Source organism: Bradyrhizobium pachyrhizi, assembly GCF_029714545.1.
In the GTDB taxonomy this organism is placed as follows: Bacteria; Pseudomonadota; Alphaproteobacteria; order Rhizobiales; family Xanthobacteraceae; genus Bradyrhizobium; species Bradyrhizobium pachyrhizi.
The window spans coordinates 1,794,507-1,814,258 of record NZ_CP121667.1; the positions used below are offsets into that span (position 1 = coordinate 1,794,507).

Genomic DNA, 19,752 nt, shown 5'->3' on the forward strand with positions numbered 1-19,752 from the left:
GGGCATCGCCGTTACCAGCACTTACGCGCTGGTCACCATTGCGCTGATCATGGCCTTCGTGCACTGACCGCCGGGAATCCGGATCTTTGCTGGCGGGGCCGCAACCGGGCGCGTTGTCGTCTTCGGCACGCGGCGATGTCCGCAATCAGCAGCCTTTCACTGCGTCAGCGGGTTTAATTGTCATGCCCAGACCTGTAGCGATAACCCTGATGAGTTTGGCCGTTGCAACGCTCACGGCGTTCGGCATCGCCGCCGCCCTTGTGATCCATTAGCGAGGATGGGCCACCGGGGTTTCACGCCCGGCGGCCCATTGGTCGTTGAGGTGTGTGGGCGAACGACCATCAGTTCGGCTTTGATCTACTTCTTCATGTGGTCCTTCGGCATCGTCTCATGCTTCATGGCGCTGCCGCTACCACTGCCTTCCTTCGACTTCGGATCGTTCATCGTCGCGCCCGGGTTTGCCGCACCGGGGCTGCTGGATGCACCTTGACCAGTGGTTGCAGCGGGAGAGTTGCCACCGCCTCCACCGGCACCGCCGCCTGCACCCCCACCACCGCCTTGAGCGCTCGCTGCTGCGATTGACCCGAATATGAATGCCGTTGCCAGTGCGATCTTCGCAATTTTCATTTGAACGTTTCCTTTGCTCTCGAGCTGGTGCAACACGCCTCGAAGATCGGCGTTCCTAAATGCCGTTTTTTGCGCGCGGCCATTTGCGGAACGCAATCACTTCATCCCCTCCAGCATCCTCCGCACGTCTCCCAGCAACGCCCGTATCTGCCGCCGCTCGGCGATCGCTTCCCGAGTGAACCGGCCGTGCTTGCGCGCATTCCGGTTCGCTCGTGGCGCGCCGGATCCCTTTGCGCCGCCGTGCATGCGGCAGCGCGTCTTGCCGCGCACCGCCGGCGCGCGGCACGCGCTGCCCGAGCGGGTCCTGGCGCCGCAACGCCGGCTGGCCAGCATAGGGCCGGTCGTTTGGATGTGGCCGCTCATGCCTGGGCGTCCCGCCCGACATCGGCGGAATTCCGCCGTCGCCGCGAGCCCACGGCCTTCGGCGCATTCCGCGCCGCGGATGCCGGGCTGTTGTCGGACACGATCACGCGCGCATGCTGCGTGACGTTGCCGACGATGGCGTTGCCGCCGTCCTCGACGTTGACGTTCTGCACGGTGATGGCGGGCTCACCATGGCTGCGGTGGCGGTTCAGCGCGTCGATCTGGGCAGGGAAGGTGCGGGCGAGCCGGCCCAATGCGCGCGCGGCGCTGTCGTGCTGGGCGAGGTCCTTGGCATGCGCGAGGTGATGGGCACATCGCATCGCCATCACATGAACCGACACCATCTGCGCCACCAGCATCGCCTCGACGGAATCCCGCGGACCGATGCTTCTCACCATCGCGATCATGAAGGCGAGGTTGACCTCGCAGGGCTTGCCGCCGCTCACGCTGGCCTTGACCAATTGCCGCAGGATGCCGTCCATCGCGTCGCGGTCGGCGACCCCCAGTGCGTTCGCCATCAGCTGTGCGCCGAGCTCGGGATCAGGATGGTCGATGCGGAAGCCGTGCGAGGAGAATTTGATCCGCGGGGCTGCGGCGGCCTGGGTCTGGCCGGTTGCGGCGGCCATCGTCGGCACGGCGATGTCGGGTGCAGTATCCATGTCGGGTATTCCCTGGATTGCGCGCGGCCAGCGCGCAGACGATCGCTCGCTGCGGCAGCCGGTGCGATGTCGATTGTGGGGAGGGTTTGGGCGGCAAGCGCCATCCGCGCGCCGGCTGTTGCGGGCGAGGGGGGCGGTTACACGATTTCGGAATATTGGAAGTGTGCCGCTGATTTGCCCGACGTGTCAAGTCGCCATTCGAGCGCCGCCGGCCGCCGGCTCCTTTGCATGGGGTTGTTTTCGATATTTTGGCGGCGCGGCCCCGGTCGGGAGTTCCGCCGCCGTCGCCCGCAGTCATGCCGGCAAGGCACGGTGCGATCCGTGTTAGCGGGTACCGTGCGCCGATTGGATCATTATACTGACCGGGACGTTGCGACAGGCGTGGCGCGGGCGCCGGCTTGGGATGAACCGGCCTGGGATGAAGGAGCATCGATGAGCGAGACCATTGGCCACCCCGATCCCGGCCTCGATTTGTCCGACGGGTTCAAGCCGCACACCTCGCATTGGGGCGTGTTCTCGGCGCGGCTCGGCAAGGCGGGTCTCGAAGTCAGGCCCTATGCCGCTGATCCCGATCCGAACCGCATCATCAACAATTTCCCCGGCGCGCTGCGCCACCAGGCACGTGTCGCGAGGCCTGCGATCCGCCGCGGCTGGCTCGAGCGGGGGCCCGGTCCGGATGACCGCCGCGGCCGCGACGAGTTCGCCTCGGTGAGCTGGGAGCAGGCGCTCGATCTGCTCGGCGGCGAGCTGACGCGGATCCGCGACACGATCGGCCCCGGCGCGGTGTTCGGCGGCTCCTACGGCTGGTCCAGCGCGGGCCGCTTCCACCACGCGCAGAGCCAGGTGCACCGCTTCCTCAACATCGCCATGGGCGGCTATGTCCGTTCGGTGAACACCTACTCCTCGGGCGCGTCCTCGGTGCTGCTGCCGCAGATCCTGACCGGCTACGAGGACATCACCAAGCGCAACGTCACCTGGGAGCAGATTGCAGCCGACACCGACATCGTGCTGGCGTTCGGCGGCATGGCGCTGAAGAACTCGATGGTGGCCGGCGGCTCGATCAGCAAGCATGTCGAGCGCGGCGCGATGGAGGCCGCGCAGCGGCGCGGCTGCGCGTTCGTCCTGGTCAGTCCATTGCGTGACGATCTGCCCGTCGAGGCCGGCGCCGAATGGCTGACGGCCACACCCGGCACCGACACCGCGCTGATGCTCGGCATCGTCCATACGCTCGTCCGCGAAGGCCTGCACGATCAGGCCTTCCTCGATCGCTACACCGAGGGCTGGCCGGTGTTTTTGCGCTATCTGACCGGCGAGAGCGACGGAGTGCCCAAGAGCGCCGAATGGGCCGCGGCGATCTGCGGCATCGATGCCGGCACCATCAAGACGCTCGCGCGCCGGCTCGCCGGCCGCAGAGCGCTGATCACCGTGTCGCATTCGCTGCAGCGCGCCGAGCATGGCGAGCAGCCGGTGTGGATGGGCATGGTGCTGGCGGCGGCGCTCGGCCAGATCGGCCTGCCCGGCGGCGGCTACGCCTATTCGCTCGGCGCGATCGGCTATTACGGCCGCCGCGTCAATGCGGTGCCCGGACCGACGCTCGGGCAGGGCCGCAACGGCGTCGCCGACTTCATTCCGGTGGCGCGCATCGCCGACATGCTGCTCAATCCCGGCACCAGCTATCGCTACAATGGCGAGACGCGGACCTATCCGGATATCCGCCTCGTCTACTGGGCCGGCGGCAATCCGTTCCACCATCACCAGGACCTCAACCGCCTGCGCAAGGCGTTTGCGCAGCTCGACACGTTGGTGGTGCATGAGCTCGCCTGGACCGCCACCGCCCGCCACGCCGACATCGTGCTGCCCTCGACCATGACGCTGGAGCGCGAGGACATCGGCTATTCCAGCAACGATCCGCTGATGGTCGCGATGCACCGGATCGCCGAGCCGTTCGGCCTTGCGCGCGACGACTACGAGATCTTCGCCGATCTCGCCGAGCGGCTTGGCGCCCGCGAGCCCTTCACCGAGGGGCGCACGTCGCGAGAGTGGCTGGAACATCTCTATGAGCCGACCCGCAAGGCGCTCGCCGCGCGCGGGCTCGAAGCCCCGAGCTTCGAGGAGTTCTGGGCGCGCGGCAGCCTGGTGGTGCCGCAGCATCTCGACGACGGCGGCTCGCTGCGCCGTTTTCGCGAGGACCCGGTCGCGCGGCCGCTGCCGACGCCGAGCGGCCGCATCGAGATCTTCTCGCAGAAGATCGCAGGTCACGGCGATGCCGACTGTCCGGGCCATCCGGTCTGGCTCGAGAAGACCGACACGCCGACGCCGGGCGCGCCGTGCTTCCTCGTCGCCAACCAGCCGGTGACGCGCCTGCACAGCCAGCTCGATTTCGGCGGCCATTCACTAGACGCCAAGCACCGCGGCCGCGAGGTCGCGCGCATGAATCCGCGCGACGCCAAGCCGCGCGGCATTGCCGACGGCGACATCATCCGCATCTTCAACGCGCGCGGCGCCTGCCTCGCCGCGGTGCATGTCACCGACGGCATCGCGCCCGGCGTGGTCCAGCTGCCGACCGGCGCCTGGTACGATCCGATGGATCCCGAGGAGGAGGCGCCGCTCTGCGTGCACGGCAATCCGAACGTGCTGACGCGTGACATCGGCACGTCATCCTTCGCGCAGGGCTGCACCGGCCAGCTCACCAGCGTCGAGGTCGAACGTTTCAACGGCAATCTGCCGCCGATCCGGGCGTTCGATCCGGCGTAATTTCACGTGGGATCACGAACAAATCATCTGATGGCGCTGGATGGCGCCCACGCGTTCGGCTACGGCATCACGAGATCGCCCCTGAGTTCTGGATTTGCCGAGATGCCCCTGAAAACCCTGTTTCATCTTGCCGTCGCTGCGACCGTTGCGCTCGGTTCGTCCAACGCATTGGCGCAATCGGCCGCCGAGCCGGCCTATGGACCGGAGCTGCAGGGCTTCGACTATCCCTATCCCGTGGAGCATTATCGCTTCAGCTCGCAGGGGCAGGAGCTCGACATGGCCTATCTCGACGTCAAGCCGGCGACGCCGAACGGCCAGACCGCGGTGCTGCTGCACGGCAAGAATTTCTGTGCCGCGACCTGGGACGGCACCATCAAGGCGCTCAGCGGCGCCGGCTATCGCGTGATCGCGATCGACCAGATCGGCTTCTGCAAGTCCAGCAAGCCGGAGCGCTATCAGTTCACCTTCCAGCAACTCGCCGGCAACAGCCGCGCGCTGCTCGCCTCGCTCGGCATCGCGCATTCGATCATGGTCGGCCACTCGACCGGCGGGATGCTGGCGATGCGCTACGCCCTGATGTATCCGGAGGCCACCGACCGCCTGGTTCTGGTCGATCCGATCGGGCTCGAAGACTGGAAGGCCAAGGGCGTGCCGTGGCTCAGCCTCGACGGCTGGATGCAGCGCGAGACGCGCGTCACCGCGGACAGCATCCGCGCCTATGAGCGCGCCACCTATTACGCCGACACCTGGGATGCGTCCTACGAGACGTGGGTGCAGATGCTGGCCGGCATGTATCGCGGCCCGGGCCGCGCCGCCGTGGCATCGAGCTCGGCGCGGCTCTACGACATGATCGCGACCCAGCCGGTGTTCTACGAGTTCGAGCAGATCAAGCCGCCGACGCTGCTCTTTGTCGGCGACAAGGACACCACCGCGATCGGCAAGGACACCGCATCGCCGGAGATTCGCAAGACGCTCGGCAATTATCCGGTGCTCGGCAAGGAGGCCGCGAAGCGGATCCCGCATGCGCAGCTGATCGAATTCCCCGACCTCGGCCATTCGCCGCAGATCCAGGCGCCGGCGCGCTTCCACGAGGCGCTGCTCGGCTGGCTGCAGCATCCGGAGACCGGCGCGACGCTGGTCAAGTAGGGACGGCGAGACACGCGGGCGACATCATGACGACAGCGGAACTGGTCAGCGTGTTCACGGTCGATGGGCAGGGCGGCAATCCCTGTCCGATCGTGGTGGATGCAAGCGGCATGAGCGCATCCGAGATGCAGGACATTGCGCGCCGCCATGGTCACGAGTCCGGCTTCGTGTTGCCGGCACAGAGCGACGATTTCGACGCCACGTTCCGCTTCTTCGTTCCGAATCACGAAATGGAAATGTGCGGCCACGCGACCATCGGCGCGCTCTGGCTGCTTGCACGCCATGGAAGGCTGCCGGGCGACACCATCCGGATCTCGACGCGCAGCGGTCCGGTCACCGGCTTCATCAGCCGTGATCGTCACGGCGAGCCCAGTGTCGAGATCACCCAGCCGGCCGGGAAGACCGTTCCGCTGACTGCAGGTCAACGCGATGACGTGCTGCGGGCGCTCGCGGTCGGGCCGGAAGCGATCGACGCGGTGACATCGTGCAATGCCGTCACATCGCGGATCAAGACACTCGTTCCGATGCGCTCCCCCGAAGCGCTGAATGCGCTTGATCCCGCGATAGGGGACGTCGAGGCGGTCTGCGGCCGGATCGGATCGACCGGGCTCTATCCATTCGCCGTGATCGACCGAAAGGCGCGCCTGTTCGAGGCCCGGCAATTCCCGCGCTCCTCCGGCTATCGCGAGGATGCCGCGACCGGCATTGCGGCCGCCGCGCTGGCGTTCGGCCTGCTCGACTATGGCCTGGTCGCTCCTGATGACGACGAGATCCGAATCCTGCAGGGCAGGGCGATGGGGCGGCTGTCGGAGATCCGCGTCCGCATCGGCTTCGCCGGCGGCCGTCCCGTCGGCTGCCTGCTTGGCGGCAATGTCGCGCTGATGGCTGCGCCGTCAGGCTGAGTAGCCGCCAGCGCGAGGCGCCGGCTTCGTAAACAGCATCCAGGTCTAATCAGCGGCGCGCTTGGCTCGCTCCTGCGCCTTGGCGTGCACCGGTGATGATTTCCGCGCACCGGGGCCCGGATGCACGTGGACCGCCTTCGCGCTCAGCGGCTCGCCGCATTCCGAACAGACCATGACGGGATCGAACATCTTCTTGCAGGTCTTGTGTTCGTGCAGCATCGGCCGGCCGCGCGAATCGACCATGTGGACGTTGCCCCAGTGCACGATCGACATGATGATCGGATAGAGGTCGAGCCCCTTCTGCGTCAGGATGTATTCGTAGCGCTTCGGCGCTTCCTGATAGGGTATCTTGCGCAGCACGCCGAACCGCACCAGCTTCTTCAGCCGGTCGGCGAGCAAATGCCGCGTGATCCCGAGCGAGGCCTGGAAGTCATCGAACCTGCGAATGCGCAGGAAACATTCGCGCAGGACCAGCAGGCTCCAGCGGTCGCCGATGACAGCCACCGTGCGGGCCACCGAGCACGGCTCCTCCTCGAGGGTATCCCATTTCATCAGCATCTCCTGCGGTCTGCGCCGACATCACCGATTAAATTCTAAAACAGAACTAACGTAATTTCAATAGGATGCGTCGCTTGGAGCCGTGACTTAGTCATTGGATGACAAATATCATATTGACAGTTCTAAAACAGAACTTAAGGTCCCCGCTCGATCAACGCGGCGGCTGACGGCCGCTGGCACTCAAAGGGAAGGGCGTTCCATGGCTGCTCCGCTCAAGGTCGAATTCCATTTCGATTTTGGAAGTCCGAACGCCTATCTGGCGGAACTGGCGCTGCCCGACATCGAGAAGCGTACCGGCGTGAAATTCGACTACATCCCGGTGCTGCTCGGCGGCGTCTACAAGGCGACCGGCAACATGTCGCCCGGCGAATCGCTGCGCGGCATCAAGAACAAGCCCGAATACAACGTGCTCGAGACCGAGCGCTTCCTGCGCCGCTACAACATCACGACGTTCAAGACCAACTCGTTCTTTCCAGTCAACACGCTGATGCTAATGCGCGGCGTCGTCGCTGCCGATTTCGAAGGGCTGTTCGAGCCGTACTTTCGCGCCGCCTATCACCACATGTGGTCCGAGCCCAAGAAGATGGACGATCCGCAGGTGTTCCGCGAAGCGTTCCTGTCTTCCGGCCTCGATATCGACCGCATCATCGCCCGCGCCCAGCAGGACGAGGTGAAGAAGAAGCTGATCGACAACACCAGCAACGCGGTGGCGCGCGGCTCGTTCGGCTCGCCGACCTTCTTTGTCGGTGACGAGATCTTTTTCGGCAAGGACAAGCTGCGCGAGATCGAGGAGGAGATCGTCGCGCAGCTGGCTGCGCCGCAGCGCAGGACCGCCTGAGCGGGAAAATTCCTCAAGACAACAAATCAAGCCCAAAAAGCTGCCACAGGGAGGTTTCAGTGCAGGCGTCGACCCAAGTTGTTGAACAAGTTGCTGAAGGAAGTGTGGAAGGCTTGCCGAACCGCATCCACGAGGTGATCGATCACCACGTCGGGGCGACGCCGGATCAGCCGGCGCTGATCGACGACAAGATGCGGCTGACCTACCGCGAGCTCGATCGGACGGTCGGTCGCGTCGCCGAGGCGTTGCGGGCACTCGGCATCCGTGCCGGCGACCGCATGATGATCGTGAGCGAGAATTCGATTCCGCTAGCCTGCCTGCTGCTGGCGGCGAGCCGGCTCGATGTCTGGTCCATCGTGGTCAATCCGCGGCTGTCGCCGCGTGAGCTCGACCAGATCAGGGATCACAGCGGCGCCCGCCGCGTGCTGCTGACCGCCGAGGTCTCGCAGGAGGCGGCTACGCATGCCGCGCGTTACGAGGCCGCCGTGCAGGATGTCGGCCCGCTCCGCGGCATCGCCGTCACCGGCCTGAACCTGGCAACCGTGGCGGAGCCGGTCGAGGCCGACGGCGCCAACCAGGTCGCGGTCCTCATCTACACCTCCGGCACCACCGGCACCCCGAAGGGCGTGATGTTGACCCATCGCAATCTGTTGTTCAGCGCCCGGGCGACGGCAAGCTTCCGAAAGATGGCGGCCGATGACGTGCAGTATTGCGTGCTGCCGATCTCGCATATCGTCGGCATCTCGTTGCTGACCATGACCCTGATGATCGGCGCCACCGTGCGTCTGGTGGCGAAATACGATCCGGCCGCGCTGGTCAAGGCGATGACTGAAGAGGGCATCACAATCCTGAACGGCGTGCCCGCGACCTATCAGCGTCTGCTCGAATACCGGCGCAATGCCGGCCTGCCGAAGCTCGATCGCGGCCGGTTGCGGGTGATCTCGGTGGCCGGCGCACCGCTCGACCTCGATCTCAAATCGCGGGTCGAGCAGGAGCTCGGGCTGCCGCTGCTCAACGGCTACGGCATCACCGAATGCTCGCCGGGCATCTCCGGCGTCCGGCCCGACAATCCGCGTGCGGATCATGCGGTCGGCACCGTCATGCCGGGCCTCGAGGCAAAACTGGTCGGCCGTGACCTCAAGCCGGTTGCGGCAGGGGAAGTCGGTGAGCTTCACGTCCGCGGTCCGAACGTGATGCGCGGCTATTACCGCGCGCCCGATTTGACCGCCAAGGCGATCGATCCCGATGGCTGGTTCAACACCGGGGATTTGGCCCGCTTCGAGAATGATGCGCTCTATATCGTCGGGCGGACCAAGGAGATGATCATCCGCTCCGGGTTCAACGTCTATCCGGCCGAGATCGAGGCGGTGCTGAGCACGCACGACGCCGTGGTGCAGTGCGCGGTGGTCGGCCGGCCGGTCGAGGGCAATGAGGAGGTGGTCGCCTTCGTGCAGCTGATCAAGGGCTCGACCGCCACCGCGCAGGACCTGATGGCCCATATTGCCCCGCAACTCACCTCGTACAAGCGTCCGTCGGAGATTATCCTGATGGACGCGCTGCCCGCGACATCGACGGGCAAGCTGCTGAAGCACAAGCTGGCGGAGTCGCTGCGCGGCTGAGGCCGCGCCGCCGCCGCAAGCCAGTTCACTCAAACGGGACCGGAGTACACCATGCAGAAGAGAAACAGGACGGTTGCGGTCATTGGTGCCGGTGATTTCATCGGCGGCGAGATTGCCAAGAAGTTCGCCTCCGAAGGCTTTACGATCTTCGCCGGCCGTCGCAACGGCGACAAGCTGGCGCCGCTGGTCAAGGAGATCGAGGCCGCCGGCGGCGAGATCCACGCCCGCTCGCTCGATGCGCGCAAGGAAGAGGAGATCACGGCCTTCCTCAACGACGCCGACAAGCATGCGCCGCTCGAGGTCTGCATCTTCAATATCGGCGCCAACGTCAATTTCCCGATCCTCGAGACCACCGAGCGGGTGTTCCGCAAGGTCTGGGAAATGGCCTGCTACTCCGGCTTCCTCGCCGGGCGCGAGGCGGCGCGGCTGATGATGCCGCGCGGCGAGGGCAACATCTTCTTCACCGGCGCCACCGCGTCGCTCCGCGGCGGCAGCGGCTATGCCGCCTTTGCCAGCGCCAAGTTCGGCCTGCGCGCCGTGGCACAGGCGATGGCCCGCGAGCTCGGACCGAAGAACATCCATGTCGCGCATCTGATCATCGATTCCGGCGTCGATACCGAATGGGTCCGGCAGCGCCGCATCGAGGCGCTCGGCCCGAATGCGCTCGACAATCCCGATCTCTTGATGCCGCCGGCATCGGTCGCGGGCGCCTATTGGCAGCTCTATCAGCAGCCGAAGAGCGCCTGGACCTTCGAGCTGGAAATCCGGCCCTTCGGCGAGAAGTGGTAGGGAGCCGGTCAGATGGAGCTCGCGCTATCCCCTGAAGATGCGGCGTTCCGCGATGAGGTTCGCGCCTTCATCAAGGACAACTACCCGGCGGAGATGCGCGTCGCCAATCCGGAGACCGATCTCTCCAAGGAGCAGATGCTGCTGTGGCATCGCATCCTACACGACAAGGGCTGGATCGCGCCGCTCTGGCCGAAGGAATACGGCGGGCCCGGCTGGTCGATCACCCGCCGCTTCATCTTCGAGCAGGAGACGACGCGCGCCGGCACGATGCCGCCGCTGGCGTTCAGCGTCACCATGGTCGGCCCGGTCATCTACACGTTCGGCAACGACGCGCAGAAAAGGAAATTCCTGCCGCGTATCCTGTCCGCCGAGGACTGGTGGTGTCAGGGCTATTCGGAGCCGGGCTCCGGCTCCGACCTCGCTACCGTCCGCACCAAGGCGGTGCGCGACGGCGACCATTACATCGTCAACGGCCACAAGACCTGGACCACGTTGGCGCAGCACGCCGACTGGATCTTCTGCCTGGTGCGCACCGATCCCACGGCCAAGCCGCAGTCCGGCATCTCGTTCCTCTTGATCGACATGAAGTCGCCGGGCGTCACCGTGCGCCCGATCATCACCATTGACGGCTCGCACGTGGTCAACGACGTCTTCCTGGAGAACGTCCGCGTCCCCGCCGAGAACCTGATCGGCGAGGAGAACAAGGGCTGGACCTACGCCAAATTCCTGCTCGGCAATGAGCGCACCAGCATGGCCGGCATCGGCCGCTCGACACGCTATATCGAGCGGTTGAAGAAGATCGTGAAGGCGGAGATCCCGGAAGACGATCCGGCACATCTGGAATTCATCAGGGATATCGCCCGTGTCGAGCTCGACGTGCTGGCGCTGGAGGCGACCGAGCTTCGCGTCGTCGCCCAGATGGCGCGCGGCATAGACCCGGGACCGGCGGCCTCGCTGTTCAAGATCCGCGGCACCGAAATCTTCCAGGATATCACCGAGCTGACGCATCGGGCGATCGGCAATTACGGGCTTGCGATCCGCGAGCATCCCGTCAGCGCCAATCACTTCATGCCGGGCCCGGACTACGGCCACACCGCGTCGGAGAAATACCTCAACTCGCGCAAGCTCTCGATCTACGGCGGATCGAACGAGATCCAGCGCAACATCATCGCCAAGGCGGTGCTTGGTCTCTAGAGCATGATCCGGAAAAGTGTGAAGCGGTTTTCCGAGGAGATCATGCTCAAACAAGGAGCTAAGGCGCATTTCATCGCGCATTAGCGGCAACGAGGATCGGATGGATATCCAGTTCACGGAAGAGCAGGAATTGTTGCGGTCCAGCGTCCAGCGGCTGCTGCGCGATCAGTATGATTTCGACGCCCGCCGCAAGATCGTCGCGAGCGAGGAGGGGTTTGGCCGCAAGCAATGGGCTGAATTCGCCGAGCTCGGTCTTCTCGCGGCGCCGTTCTCGGAAGCGGTCGGCGGGCTCGGCGGCGGGCCACTGTCGACCATGATCATCATGCAGGAGTTCGGCCGCCATCTCGTGGTCGAGCCGTTCGTCGAGACGGTCGTCGTTGCGGGTGGCTTGATCGAGCAGGCAGGTTCCGACGCGCAGAGGCAAGCGTTCATTGCCGACATCATCGCAGGCACGAAACTTTGGGCGCTGGCCTGGACCGAGAAAGGTTCGCGCTTCGACCTCGCGACCGTCACCACCACGGCACGCCGCGACGGCGACGGCTACGTCCTCACCGGCGAGAAGACGGCGGTGATGGCCGCGCCATGGGCGGATCATCTGATCGTCTCCGCGCGCACCTCGGGTCATCGTCACGATCGCGGTGGCGTCAGCCTGTTCGTGGTCGATCGTCGCGCCGCCAATCTCGACCTGCAAAGCTTCAGGACGATCGATGGTCGGAGGGCGGCCGAGATCAGCCTGCGCGGCGTGCAGGCGGAATTGCTGGGCAGCGAAGGCGAGGGCGTCGCCGCGCTGGAAGCCTGCCGCAACCGCGCCATCGGCGCGCTCTGCGCCGAGGCGGTCGGCGCGATCGGCGAACTGAACGCCGCGACGCTGGACTATTCCAAGACGCGAAAGCAGTTCGGCGTCACGATCGGCAGCTTCCAGGTGCTGCAGCACCGGATGGTCGACATGTTCATCGCGCATCAGGAGGCGTTGTCGCTGATGCAGCATCTCAGCCTCAGTCTCAGCGAGGATGAGGCCGGAGTCTCCCGGCTGGCCGCCGGCGCAAAATCCAAGATCGGTTATGCCGGGAAGTTCGTCGCCGACCAGGCGGTGCAGCTGCATGGCGGCATGGGCATGACCGACGAGCTCAATGTCGGCCACTACTTCAAGCGGATTTCCTCCATCAACATCCAGTTCGGCGATCCCGCCTATCACGTGCTGCGCTATGCGCAGCTCGACGCGGCCGCCTGATTCAGAGAGGCAAGCATGTCACAAGATGCAGTCATCGTCTCCACCGCGCGCACCGGCGTCGGCAAGGCCTATCGCGGCGCGCTGAACAACACCGACGGCCCGACTTTGGCCGGCCATGTGATGGCCGAGGCGGTGAAGCGCGCCGGCATCGCGCCCGGCGAGGTCGAGGATGTGGTGATGGGCTGCGCCATGCAGCAGGGCACCATGGTGATGAATGTCGCGCGTAAGGGCGCCATCCGCGCCGGGCTGCCGGTGACGGTCGCCGGGACCACCATCGACCGGCAATGCGCCTCCGGCCTGCAGGCGATCGCGGTCGCCGCGCGCTCGGTGATATCAGACGGCGTCGAGATCGCGATCGGCGGTGGCATCGAATCGATCAGCCTGGTGCAGAACGAGCACATGAACAGGTTCCATGCCGTCGACGACGAACTGATGGCGATGAAGCCCGAGATGTACATGTCGATGCTGGAGACGGCGGAAGTCGTCGCCGAGCGCTATGGGATCGGCCGCGACAAGCAGGATGAATATAGCCTCGAATGCCAGCGCCGCGTCGGCGCCGCGCTGCAGGGCGGCCGCTTCAACGACGAGATCGTGCCGATCACGACCAAAATGGCCGTGGTCAACAGGGACACCAAGGAGGTCAGCTATCAGCAGGTGACGCTGGCCAAGGATGAGGGGCCGCGGCCGGATACCACGGCGGATGGGCTCGCCAAGATCAAGCCGGTGTTCGAGGGCAAGACCATCAGCGCCGGCAACGCCAGCCAGCTCTCGGATGGCGCCTCGGCCTGCGTGATCATGAGCGACAAGATCGCCGCGCAGAAGGGCCTGAAGCCGCTCGGCATCTTCCGCGGCTTCGTCGCCGCCGGCGTCGAGCCGGACGAGATGGGCGTCGGCCCGGTTGCCGCGATCCCGCGACTCCTCAAGCGACATAACCTCAAGATCGACGACATCGATCTCTGGGAGCTCAACGAGGCCTACGCGGTGCAGGTGATCTATTGCCGCGACAAGCTCGGCATCGATCCGGACAAGCTGAACGTCAACGGCGGCTCGATCGCGATCGGCCATCCCTACGGCATGACCGGCGCGCGGCTCACCGGCCACCTCTTGATCGAGGGCCGGCGGCGCAAGGCGAAATACGGCGTGGTGACCATGTGCATCGGCGGCGGCATGGGCGCTGCCGGCCTGTTCGAGATCGTCCACTGAGCGGAAACGCGGGAGAAACTTGTGAAGACAGCAATCACTGAACTGTTCGGTATCCAACATCCGATCATCCAGGGCGGCATGCACTTTGTCGGCTTCGCCGAGATGGCGGCGGCGGTGTCCAACGCCGGCGGCCTCGGCATCATCACCGGCCTGACGCAGAAGACACCGGAGCTGCTGGCGAAGGAGATCGCGCGCTGCCGCGACATGACGGACAAGCCGATCGGCGTGAACCTCACCTTCCTGCCGAGCTTCACCGCGCCGCCCTATCCCGAATACATCGCGGCGATCCGCGAGGGCGGCGTCAAGGCGGTGGAAACCGCGGGCCGCAGCCCGGAGCAGTACATGCCTGCGCTGAAGGCGGCCGGCATCAAGGTGATTCACAAATGCACCTCGGTGCGGCATTCGCTGAAGGCCGAGAAGATCGGCTGCGACGCGGTCAGCGTCGACGGCTTCGAGTGCGGCGGTCACCCCGGCGAGGATGACATCCCGAACATGATCCTGCTGCCGCGCGCGGCCGACGAATTGAAGATCCCGTTCGTCGCCTCGGGCGGCATGGCGGATGCACGCAGCCTTGTCGCGGCGCTTTCGATGGGCGCTGCCGGCATGAACATGGGCACCCGCTTCATCGCGACCAAGGAAGCGCCGGTTCATTCTAATGTGAAGCAGGCGCTGCTCGACGCCGACGAACTCGACACCCGTCTCGTGATGCGCGCGCTGCGCAACACCGAGCGGGTGCTGAAGAACAAGGGCGTCGATGAGCTGCTCGAGATCGAGCGCGAGAAGGGCGCCAGGCTGAAGATCGAGGATATCCATGAGCAGGTCGCCGGCGTCTATCCGAAGGTGATGATCGACGGCGAGATGGACGCCGGCGCCTGGAGCTGCGGCATGGTGGTCGGCTTGATCCACGACATCCCGACCGTCAAGGAGCTGATCGACCGTATCATGGTTGAAGCCGAAGCCATCATCCGGCAGCGGTTGACCGGCTTCCTCGACGGCAAGTTCGAAACCACGCCGGCCCGCGCGGTCGCCTGACGGGAGAGTGCCATGACCGAGCATGTCAAGGTTGAGATCGCCGCCGGCGTCATGACGCTGACCTTGCAGCGGCCCGAGAAGAAGAACGCGCTGACCGGCGCCATGTATAACGCGATGTCGCAGGCGCTGAAGCAGGCTGAGACCGACCCGGCCGTCCGCGTCGTCCTGTTCCAGGGCGACGGCGACAGCTTTACCGCGGGCAACGACCTCGCCGACTTTGCGAGCCAGGCGCGCGGCGAAAGCGAAGTCGATAGCCCCGCGCATCGCTTTATCGAAACCATCAGCAAGGTCGGCAAGCCGCTGGTCGCGGCCGTGCAGGGCAATGCGGTCGGCGTCGGCACCACCATGCTGCTGCATTGCGACCTGGTCTATCTCGCCGAGAACGCCCGGCTGATCACGCCCTTCGTCAACCTCGCTCTGGTTCCGGAAGCGGCGTCGAGCTGGCTGCTGCCGCTGCGGATCGGGCACGCGCGCGCCTATGCGATGTTCGCGCTCGGCGAGCCGATGGATGCGCAGGGCGCGCTGGCATCGGGCCTCGCCAATGCTGTGGTGCCGCAGGCCGATCTGCGCCAGAGGGCGCATGACGCGGCGATCGCGCTGACCAGGCGACCGGCGGGTTCGCTCGGCATGACCAAGAAGCTGATGCGTGAGCAGCAACGGATCGCGGCGCAGATCGCCGAGGAAGGCGTGCTGTTCAAGGAGAGGTTGACGACGCCCGAGGCGCGCGAGGCCTTTGCTGCCTTCGCGGAACGGCGTCAACCTGATTTCACCAAGCTGTCGGCCTGACCGGCGGCGTAACTCACGGACACATCGAGGGAGTGAACAGCATGGGCGTCACCGGCAGCCATCAATATCCCGCCATGGAATCCGTGATCTACGGCAAGCCGGCGGCCGAGGCTCTGCGCGAGGAGGCCGAGCGGCTGGGCGCCAAGCGCGTCTATCTGATCGCCAGCCGGACGTTGAACACCACGACCGACGAGATCGAGAAAATCCGTCAAGCACTCGGCGATCGTCATGCCGCGACCTTTGACGGCGTGCCGCAGCATACGACGCGGGACGTTGTGACGCGGATCGCGCGGCAGGCCAGCGAGGCCAGGGCGGACCTCGTCGTCGCGATCGGCGGCGGCTCGGTGGTCGATGCGGCGAAGATCGTGCTGATGTGCATCGAGCACGCGATCTTCGAGCCGGCCGGGCTCGACGGCTTCGAGACCACGCCGGAACGGCGCTTCGGGCCGTTCCGCTCGCCGAAGGTCCGGATGATCGCGATTCCCAGCACGCTGTCCGGTGGCGAATACAATTCCGGCGCGCTGGTCACCGATAGCAGCCGCAAGCTGAAGCAGATCTTCAACCACCCGATGATGATGCCGCGCAGCATCATTCTCGATCCCGCGATCACGAAATACACGCCGGAGAAGCTCTGGCTCGGCTCCGGGACGCGGGCGATGGATCACGGCATCGAGGCGATCTGCTCCAGCCGCCCCAACGTGCTGGTCGATGCAGTGTGCCAGCAGGGGCTGCGCTATCTGCACGATGGTCTGCTGCGCACCAAGGCCCACCCCGACGACGCGGCGGCGCGGCTGAGCTGCCAACTCGGCTCCTGGCTGTCGGCGTTCGGATTGCAGTCGCGGGTGCCGATGGGCGCCAGCCACGCCATCGGCCATGTGCTCGGCGGCACCTGCGACGTGCCGCATTATTTCTGCACGGCGGTGATGATGCCGAGCGTGCTCCGCTACAATCGCCCGGCGACGGAGGCCGCCCAGCAATCGATCGCCGCCGCGCTCGGCGCACCGGGGCGCGACGCCGGCGAGGCGTTTGCGGCGTTCATCGCGGAGCTAGGCCTGCCGCGGCGGCTTGCCGATGTCGGCGTCGGCGAAGACCGCTTCGAGCTGATCGGCCGGAACGCCATGCTGTCGATCTTCACGCGGGCCAACCCGCAGCCGATCCGCGAGCCCGGCGACGTCGTCAAGATCCTGAAGCTCGCCGCCTGAGGCATCAGCACCGGAGCAGCCGCCATGGCCGCCTTGCGCATCTTCTCCTATCTGCCGAACCCGCGCGTCTGGAAGGCGACCATCGCGGCGCGGTTCTGCGGTGTCGATGTCGAGGTCAGGGGTGCCTCGGGCAAGGAGCTGCGGGACTGGTTTTGGGACTATAATGCCCGCCCGCTGGCGGAGCACGAGCGCGCCTCGCTGTCGTCGCTGGCGCGCACCGGGCGGGTCGGACTGACCGGCGCGCAGCTCTTCAAGACCGATGCGTTCATGGCGGCACAGCCGTTCGGCAATGTGCCGGCGGCGTTCGGCGCCGACGGCAAGGTCGGGATCTTCGAATCGAACAGCATCATGCGCGCGGTGGCGCGGCTCGGCGCGGCAGCATTCCCGCTCTACGGGCGCGACGCCTATGAGGCGTCGCGGATCGACAGTTTTCTCGATGTCAGCCTGGTGTTCGCGCGGGACTCGCAAATCTATCTGCTGGCGCTCTCGGGCGGCACCGTCGATGCGGCGATTCATGCGCGGGCCAAGGATGCGTTCGCGATCTATGCGTCCGGCATCGAGCAGGCGCTGTCGCCGCGGCGGGAGGCGCTGGTCGGGAACGGTGTCTCGATTGCCGACATCTGCTTTGCCGCCGAACTCGCGCTGTTCATGAATGAACATGCGCGGACCGAGCAGCTGCAAAAGCAGGGATTGACGAAAATCCTGCACCCGGGCGCGCAGGATGAGTATCCGTTGATGTTTGCTCACTTTGACCGCCTGATCGCGCATGAGCACGTCAGACCGGACCTCAAGCCTTACGTCGAGAAGCTGCTGTCGAAGGCGGCCGCCTGACCATGAAGGCCATCGGCCGCAACGCGGAGGGTTGATCGCATGACTGCACCTGTCTGTCTGATATCCGGCGTTGGGCCCGGCACCGGTTCGGCGCTCGCCAGGAGATTCACCGAGGGCGGCTATCGCGTCGCGATTCTCGCCAGGAACGAGACGCGCCTCGCCGCGCTTGAGCAGCAGCTGCCGGGCGCAAAGGCCTATCGCTGCGATGTGTCCGATCCCGCGCAGGTCGAGGCGGTGGCCTCGGCCGTGGAGCGCGATCTCGGTAATCCCGCCGTGGTCATACACAACGCCGTCGGCGGGGCGTTCGGCACCTTCCGCGAGATCGATTCGGAGATTCTCAATCGCAACTTCCAGGTCAACACGATGGGACTGTTGTACCTGGCGCGGCGGTTCGCCCCGGCGATGATCGCTGCCGGCAAGGGCGCCATCGTCGCGACCGGCAACACCTCGGCATTGCGCGGCAAGGCCGGCTTCGCGGGGTTCGCACCGACCAAGGCGGCGCAGCGGATTCTCGCCGAGGCGATGGCCCGCGATCTTGGGCCGCAGGGCGTTCACGTCGCCTATCTCGTGATCGATGCCGTGATCGATCTGGAGTGGACGCGGAAGCGCTGGCCGGATCGGCCGGACGATTTCTTCATCAAGCCGAAAGCGATCGCCGACGAGGTCTGGCACGTCGCCCATCAGGATCGCAGCGCGTGGTCATTCAATGTCGAGATCAGACCGTTCGGCGAAGCCTGGTAGGCGCCGCGCGCCGGTCGCAAGAGTTGGTCAATTCATAAAAGCTCAGGGGGAATTTCATGTTGTTGAAGACGTTTGCCGTATCCGTTGCGATGCTTGCGGCGCTTGCCGCAGCTCCAGTCCGCGCCGAAACACCAGGGGTCTCGGAGTCGGAGGTCAAGGTCGGTGCGACGTTCCCGTTCAGCGGGCCGGCATCGCCGCTCAGCAACACCGGCAAGGGCCTGATCGCCTACGTCCATTCCGTCAACGACCGCGGCGGCATCAACGGCCGCAAGATCAACCTCATCACCTATGACGATGCCTACACGCCGCCCAAGGCCGTGGAGCAGACCCGCAAGCTGATCGAGAGCGACGAGGTGGCGTTCCTGTTCAGCCCGCTCGGCACGCCCGGCATCGGCGCGACCGTCAAATACGTCACCGCGAAGAAGGTGCCGCATCTGTTCGTCGTCAGCGGCGCGACGAAGTTTGCGAACTTCACCGAGTTTCCGCTGACCACCACGGGGCTGCCGAGCTACAACACCGAAGGGAAGATCTATGCAAAATACGTCACGCAGACGGCGCCCGATGCGAAGATCGCGATCCTCTACCAGAACGACGATCTCGGCCGCGATTTCGTGGCCGCGTTCAAGGAAGTGCTGAAGGCCGATTTCGACAGGAAGGTGGTGACGTCTCCCTATGAGGTCACCGAGCCGACCATTGAATCCCGCGTGGTGACGCTAAAGGCGTCGGGTGCGCAGGCGTTCCTGATCGCCGGCACGCCGAAATTCGCGGCCCAGGCGATCAAGAAGGCGAACGAGATCGGATGGTCGCCGCTGACCATCGTCAACTACGTGTCGAGCTCGGTTTCCGCGACCATCGTGCCGGCGGGGGCGGACAAGGCGGTGGGCGTTGTGGTGGCGACCATCACCAAGGACCCGAACGACAGGAAGTGGGCCGACGATCCCGGCATGAAATGGTATCGCGCCCATTTTGAGAAGTATCTTCCCGGCGCCGATATCGGCGACAACAATTATCTGTTTGGCACCCAGCAGGGCCAGATTCTGGAGCAGGTGCTGAAGCAGTGCGGCGACGACCTGTCGCGCGAGAACATCGTCAAGCAGGCGCGCAACATCAAGGGGCTCGTGCTGCCGACGCTGATGCCGGGCATCACCATCAACACAGGTCCCGACAACAGCATGGCCTATACGCAGCTTCAGCTGCAACGCTGGACGGGAAGCTCATGGGAGCAGTTCGGCGGCGTACTGAGTGCCGACCTGAACTGAACCGGGTCGACCGAGGCG

At 65.4% G+C, this 19,752-nt stretch carries 19 protein-coding genes; 15 read left to right on the top strand and 4 right to left on the bottom strand.

Annotated elements, in window-relative coordinates:
- Positions 1 to 357: 357 nt before the first annotated feature.
- The 3 genes from QA639_RS08175 to QA639_RS08185 form a co-directional block, all read right to left on the bottom strand.
- Entirely contained in the window at positions 358 to 627 is a 270-nt protein-coding gene (locus QA639_RS08175; RefSeq protein WP_157346628.1) for a hypothetical protein, read from the bottom strand.
- Positions 628 to 723: 96 nt separating this feature from the next.
- Positions 724 to 990, bottom strand: coding sequence for an HGGxSTG domain-containing protein (locus QA639_RS08180; protein WP_050386813.1), 267 nt, complete (start codon positions 988 to 990; stop codon positions 724 to 726).
- Entirely contained in the window at positions 987 to 1,649 is a 663-nt protein-coding gene (locus tag QA639_RS08185; RefSeq protein ID WP_157346630.1) for a hypothetical protein, read from the bottom strand. Before QA639_RS08185 ends, QA639_RS08180 begins: the two co-directional genes overlap by 4 nt.
- A 432-nt stretch (positions 1,650 to 2,081) precedes the next feature.
- On the opposite strand from QA639_RS08185, the gene QA639_RS08190 reads away from it, so the two are divergent.
- The 3 genes from QA639_RS08190 (at position 2,082) to QA639_RS08200 (ending at position 6,451) form a co-directional block, all read left to right on the top strand.
- Positions 2,082 to 4,403 carry a molybdopterin guanine dinucleotide-containing S/N-oxide reductase gene (locus QA639_RS08190; protein WP_283089501.1) on the top strand — a complete coding sequence of 774 codons (2,322 nt, stop codon included), beginning with the start codon at positions 2,082 to 2,084 and terminating at the stop codon, positions 4,401 to 4,403.
- A gap of 102 nt (positions 4,404 to 4,505) precedes the next feature.
- On the top strand, positions 4,506 to 5,549 hold the full coding sequence (locus tag QA639_RS08195) for an alpha/beta fold hydrolase (RefSeq protein WP_283089502.1): 1,044 nt from the start codon (positions 4,506 to 4,508) through the stop codon (positions 5,547 to 5,549).
- A 26-nt stretch (positions 5,550 to 5,575) separates the two neighbouring features.
- Positions 5,576 to 6,451 (top strand): PhzF family phenazine biosynthesis protein, encoded by an 876-nt coding sequence (locus tag QA639_RS08200; RefSeq protein ID WP_283089503.1) that lies wholly within the window; start codon positions 5,576 to 5,578, stop codon positions 6,449 to 6,451.
- A gap of 45 nt (positions 6,452 to 6,496) precedes the next feature.
- Here the strand turns inward: QA639_RS08200 and QA639_RS08205 are convergent, their stop codons facing one another.
- The gene (locus QA639_RS08205; RefSeq protein ID WP_283089504.1) at positions 6,497 to 7,003 is read right to left on the bottom strand and encodes a winged helix-turn-helix transcriptional regulator; all 507 of its coding nucleotides are present in this window, start codon (positions 7,001 to 7,003) and stop codon (positions 6,497 to 6,499) included.
- Between the two features lie 205 nt (positions 7,004 to 7,208).
- On the opposite strand from QA639_RS08205, the gene QA639_RS08210 reads away from it, so the two are divergent.
- From QA639_RS08210 to QA639_RS08265, 12 genes are all read left to right on the top strand, one after another.
- Positions 7,209 to 7,847 carry a 2-hydroxychromene-2-carboxylate isomerase gene (locus QA639_RS08210; protein WP_283089505.1) on the top strand — a complete coding sequence of 213 codons (639 nt, stop codon included), beginning with the start codon at positions 7,209 to 7,211 and terminating at the stop codon, positions 7,845 to 7,847.
- A gap of 104 nt (positions 7,848 to 7,951) precedes the next feature.
- Complete coding sequence (locus QA639_RS08215) at positions 7,952 to 9,466, top strand: class I adenylate-forming enzyme family protein (RefSeq protein ID WP_028334863.1); 1,515 nt, start codon at positions 7,952 to 7,954, stop codon at positions 9,464 to 9,466.
- Between the two features lie 51 nt (positions 9,467 to 9,517).
- The gene (locus QA639_RS08220) at positions 9,518 to 10,255 is read left to right on the top strand and encodes an SDR family oxidoreductase (protein ID WP_016845326.1); all 738 of its coding nucleotides are present in this window, start codon (positions 9,518 to 9,520) and stop codon (positions 10,253 to 10,255) included.
- Positions 10,256 to 10,267: 12 nt separating this feature from the next.
- Positions 10,268 to 11,449 (top strand): acyl-CoA dehydrogenase family protein, encoded by a 1,182-nt coding sequence (locus tag QA639_RS08225; RefSeq protein ID WP_283089506.1) that lies wholly within the window; start codon positions 10,268 to 10,270, stop codon positions 11,447 to 11,449.
- 100 nt (positions 11,450 to 11,549) lie between these two features.
- Positions 11,550 to 12,680, top strand: a complete 1,131-nt coding sequence (locus QA639_RS08230) for an acyl-CoA dehydrogenase family protein (protein ID WP_283089507.1) — start codon at positions 11,550 to 11,552, stop codon at positions 12,678 to 12,680.
- Between the two features lie 15 nt (positions 12,681 to 12,695).
- The gene (locus QA639_RS08235) at positions 12,696 to 13,883 is read left to right on the top strand and encodes an acetyl-CoA C-acyltransferase (RefSeq protein ID WP_028334867.1); all 1,188 of its coding nucleotides are present in this window, start codon (positions 12,696 to 12,698) and stop codon (positions 13,881 to 13,883) included.
- Between the two features lie 21 nt (positions 13,884 to 13,904).
- Entirely contained in the window at positions 13,905 to 14,915 is a 1,011-nt protein-coding gene (locus QA639_RS08240; RefSeq protein ID WP_028334868.1) for an NAD(P)H-dependent flavin oxidoreductase, read from the top strand.
- Positions 14,916 to 14,927: 12 nt separating this feature from the next.
- Positions 14,928 to 15,701 carry an enoyl-CoA hydratase-related protein gene (locus tag QA639_RS08245; protein WP_283089508.1) on the top strand — a complete coding sequence of 258 codons (774 nt, stop codon included), beginning with the start codon at positions 14,928 to 14,930 and terminating at the stop codon, positions 15,699 to 15,701.
- Between the two features lie 41 nt (positions 15,702 to 15,742).
- Positions 15,743 to 16,903 carry an iron-containing alcohol dehydrogenase gene (locus QA639_RS08250; RefSeq protein ID WP_283089509.1) on the top strand — a complete coding sequence of 387 codons (1,161 nt, stop codon included), beginning with the start codon at positions 15,743 to 15,745 and terminating at the stop codon, positions 16,901 to 16,903.
- Positions 16,904 to 16,927: 24 nt separating this feature from the next.
- Positions 16,928 to 17,734, top strand: a complete 807-nt coding sequence (locus QA639_RS08255) for a glutathione S-transferase family protein (RefSeq protein ID WP_283089510.1) — start codon at positions 16,928 to 16,930, stop codon at positions 17,732 to 17,734.
- A 39-nt stretch (positions 17,735 to 17,773) separates the two neighbouring features.
- Positions 17,774 to 18,475 carry an SDR family NAD(P)-dependent oxidoreductase gene (locus QA639_RS08260; RefSeq protein ID WP_283089511.1) on the top strand — a complete coding sequence of 234 codons (702 nt, stop codon included), beginning with the start codon at positions 17,774 to 17,776 and terminating at the stop codon, positions 18,473 to 18,475.
- A 56-nt stretch (positions 18,476 to 18,531) separates the two neighbouring features.
- Positions 18,532 to 19,734 (top strand): ABC transporter substrate-binding protein, encoded by a 1,203-nt coding sequence (locus tag QA639_RS08265; RefSeq protein ID WP_283089512.1) that lies wholly within the window; start codon positions 18,532 to 18,534, stop codon positions 19,732 to 19,734.
- Positions 19,735 to 19,752 lie beyond the last annotated feature (18 nt).